The 3,924-nt window shown below is 58.0% G+C and carries 1 protein-coding gene and 1 pseudogene; both read left to right on the forward strand.

The genetic code is table 11. The features are described 5' to 3' along the window. Positions 1-12: 12 nt before the first annotated feature. A pseudogene (locus tag C7B16_RS23820) lies at positions 13-3,003 on the forward strand (host specificity protein J); the annotation flags it as partial. Positions 3,004-3,409: 406 nt separating this feature from the next. Then, positions 3,410-3,924 (forward strand): prophage tail fiber N-terminal domain-containing protein (locus C7B16_RS23825; RefSeq protein ID WP_181244204.1); only part of this gene is annotated, 515 nt, incomplete at its 3' end.

Below are 3,924 nucleotides of genomic sequence, written 5' to 3' on the forward strand. Positions count from 1 at the left end.
CAGGGGGACAGAGTGGGTAAAGGTGGTGGTAAGGCGCACACGCCGGTTGAGGCGAAAGATAACCTGAAATCCACGCAGATGATGAGCGTGATTGACGCGATTGGCGAAGGCCCGGTGGAAGGTCCGGTTAACGGTCTGCAGAGTATTCTGGTGAACAAAACCCCGCTGACGGACACGGACGGCAATCCCGTGATACACGGTGTGACAGCCGTCTGGCGTGCCGGGGAGCAGGAGCAGACGCCGCCGGAAGGTTTTGAGTCCTCCGGGGCGGAAACCGCGCTGGGTGTGGAAGTCACGAAGGCAAAGCCGGTGACGCGCACCATCACATCAGCGAACATTGACCGTCTGCGGGTGACCTTCGGGGTGCAGTCACTGGTGGAGACCACCTCACAGGGCGACCGTAATCCTTCTTCAGTCCGCCTGCTGATTCAGGTGCAGCGTAACGGCAACTGGATGACGGAGAAGGATGTCACCATTAACGGCAAGACCACCTCGCAGTACCTGGCGTCGGTGATAATCGGTAACCTGCCTCCCCGCCCCTTTAACATCCGGATGGTCAGGGAGACGGCGGACAGCACCACGGACCAGCTGCAGAACAGGACGCTGTGGTCGTCATACACCGAAATCATCGATGTGAAACAGTGTTACCCGAACACGGCCATTGTGGGGCTGCAGGTGGATGCGGAGCAGTTCGGCGGCCAGCAGATGACGGTGAACTACCATATCCGCGGTCGCATCATCCAGGTGCCGTCAAACTATGACCCGGAAAAACGCACCTACAGCGGTATCTGGGACGGGAGTCTCAAACCGGCATACAGCAACAACCCGGCCTGGTGCCTGTGGGACATGCTGACGCACCCGCGCTACGGGATGGGAAAACGCCTGGGGGCAGCGGATGTGGACAAGTGGGCACTGTATGCCATCGGACAGTACTGTGACCAGCCGGTGCCGGATGGTTTCGGGGGGACTGAACCGCGGATGACCTTTAATGCGTACCTGTCACAGCAGCGTAAGGCGTGGGACGTTCTCAGTGATTTCTGCTCGGCAATGCGCTGTATGCCGGTATGGAACGGCCAGACGCTGACGTTCGTTCAGGACCGCCCGTCGGATGTGGTGTGGCCGTACACCAACAGCGATGTGGTGGTGGATGATAACGGCGTGGGGTTCCGCTACAGCTTCAGCGCCCTGAAGGACCGGCACACGGCGGTGGAGGTGAACTGGACCGACCCGCAGAACGGCTGGCAGACCTCCACAGAGCTGGTTGAGGACCCGGAAGCGATACTGCGCTACGGGCGCAACCTGCTGAAGATGGATGCGTTCGGCTGTACCAGCCGCGGTCAGGCCCACCGTGCCGGACTGTGGGTGATAAAGACCGAACTGCTGGAAACACAGACGGTGGATTTCACACTCGGGTCACAGGGGCTGCGTCACACGCCGGGTGACATCATAGAAATCTGTGATAACGACTATGCCGGGACCATGACCGGCGGACGTATTCTGGACACCGATGTAACCCGTCGTATCCTGACACTGGACCGTGAGGTGACGATTCCGGAAACCGGCACCGCCACGGTGAACCTGATTAACGGCAGCGGTAAGCCGGTAAGTGTGGACATCACCGCACAACCGGCCCCTGACCGGATACAGGTCAGCACCCTGCCAGATGGTGTGGAGACATACGGTGTGTGGGGACTGAAAATACCCGGTCTTCGCCGTCGCCTGTTCCGCTGTGTGTCCATCCGGGAAAACACGGACGGCACCTTTGCCATCACGGCGGTGCAGCATGTACCGGAGAAGGAAGCCATTGTGGATAACGGGGCCACCTTTGAGCCGCTGTCCGGTTCGCTGAACAGTGTCACACCACCTGCCGTGCAGCACCTCACGGTGGCGGTGAGTGCCTCTGACGGTCAGTATCTGGCGCTGGCGAAATGGGACACCCCACGGGTGGTGAAGGGCGTGCGCTTCAGTCTTCGCCTGACCAGCGGGAGTGGCGATGACAGCCGTCTGGTGACCACTGCCATCACTGCCGACACGGAGCACCGTTTCAGTGGCCTGCCGCCGGGGGAATACACCCTGACGGTCAGGGCGATAAACAGTTATGGTCAGCAGGGGGAGCCTGCCGGTACCACGTTCCGGATTAATGCCCCGGCAGCGCCTGTAACCATTGAACTGATACCGGGATATTTTCAGATAACGGCGGTCCCGAAACTGGCCATTTATGACCCGACGGTGCAGTTTGAGTTCTGGCTCTCGGAAAAGCAGATTGCGGATGTTCGTCAGGTTGAAACCACCGCCCGTTATCTTGGTACGGCGCTGTACTGGAGTACCGCCAGTAATATCAGGCCGGGGTATGATTATTATTTTTATATCCGCAGCGTCAACCTGGTGGGCAAATCGGCATTCGTGGAGGCCGTCGGCCGGGCCAGCGATGATGCGGAAGGTTACCTGGATTTTTACAAAGGGCTGATTAATAAAACACATCTCGGTAAAGAGCTGCTGGAAAACGCTGAACTGACGGAGGATAACGCCAGTAAGCTGGAGCAGTTCTCGAAAGAGTGGAAGGACGCGAACGATAAATGGAATGCCATGTGGGGCGTCAGAATTGAGCAGACCGAAGACGGTAAGCATTATGTTGCCGGGCTTGGTCTCAGCATGGAGGATACGGAAGAAGGCAAGCTGAGCCAGTTTCTGGTTGCCGCCAGCCGTATTGCGTTTATTGACCCGGCAAACGGGAATGAAACGCCGATGTTTGTGGCGCAGGACGGGCAGATATTCATGAACGACGTGTTCCTGAAACGCCTGACGGCTCCCACCATTACCAGCGGCGGAAATCCACCGGTATTTTCCCTGACACCGGACGGAAAGCTGACTGCCAGAAATGCGGATATCAGCGGCAGTATCACCGCCAGTTCGGGTACGCTCAACAATGTGACGATAAACCAGGACTGTGTGATTAAGGGCAATTTATCCGCGGCACAGATAACCGGAGATATTGCGAAGACGTATGTGCTTAACGGGAACAGTGTGTATATCCCTGCTCAGGTATTTACCATGAATCTGGTGATGCTGGGCGGTGCCGGACACCTGTACTTTAACGGTAACGAGCAGACACCGGTTTCCTCTGCGATCCTTTCGAGGATGCAGACAGACAGTGTCTGGAGCGGCGGAAGTCCGGGGCATGGTGGCGGCAGTTACAGACCTGTTTACAGCACAATCTGGATCAAGGTGTTCAGGCTTAATGCGGGGACACCCGTGACGGTGTCGGTTTCAGACAATGCGGTGACGGTTATCTGGATGTCGAAGGCGTAAACGCGATGCGGGATGGCATCACATGACGCATTCTGATTTGTGAGCGCGACGCAGACCGCAGTCCGGCAACCGGAACTGCGGTTTTTTATGGGAGACAAAAATGGCAGTAGAGATTTCAGGTGTGCTGAAGGACGGTACGGGGAAACCGGTACCGGAGTGCACCATAGAGCTGAAAGCCGTGAGAACCAGTGAGACGGTGGTGGTCACCACGGTGGCGGAGTGTCAGCCGGGGGAAACAGGCAGTTACAGCATGCAGGTTGAGCCGGGGCGTTATCGTGTGACCCTGTGCGTGGAAGGTCGCCAGCCAGCATATGCCGGAGAGATTGATGTCATGGCAGACGACAAACCGGGTACCCTGAATGCCTTTCTGCTCCGTGAAACGGATGCTGCGTATTACCCTGATGCACTGAAGAAACTGGAAGCGGCGGCGGATGAGGCTGTGCGCAGGGCGCGGGAAGCTGCTGAGAAAGCGGAAACTGCCGTGGGGCCACAGGGGCCAAAGGGAGATAAAGGCGAGAAGGGGGAGCAGGGGCCAAAGGGTGATAAGGGAGACACCGGTGCACAGGGGCCGAAGGGAGAAACCGGCGCTAAGGGTGACAAAGGTGATACAGGCCC

Origin of the sequence: Escherichia sp. 20412-1 (assembly GCF_003027595.1) — a bacterium.
In the GTDB taxonomy this organism is placed as follows: domain Bacteria; phylum Pseudomonadota; class Gammaproteobacteria; order Enterobacterales; family Enterobacteriaceae; genus Escherichia; species Escherichia marmotae.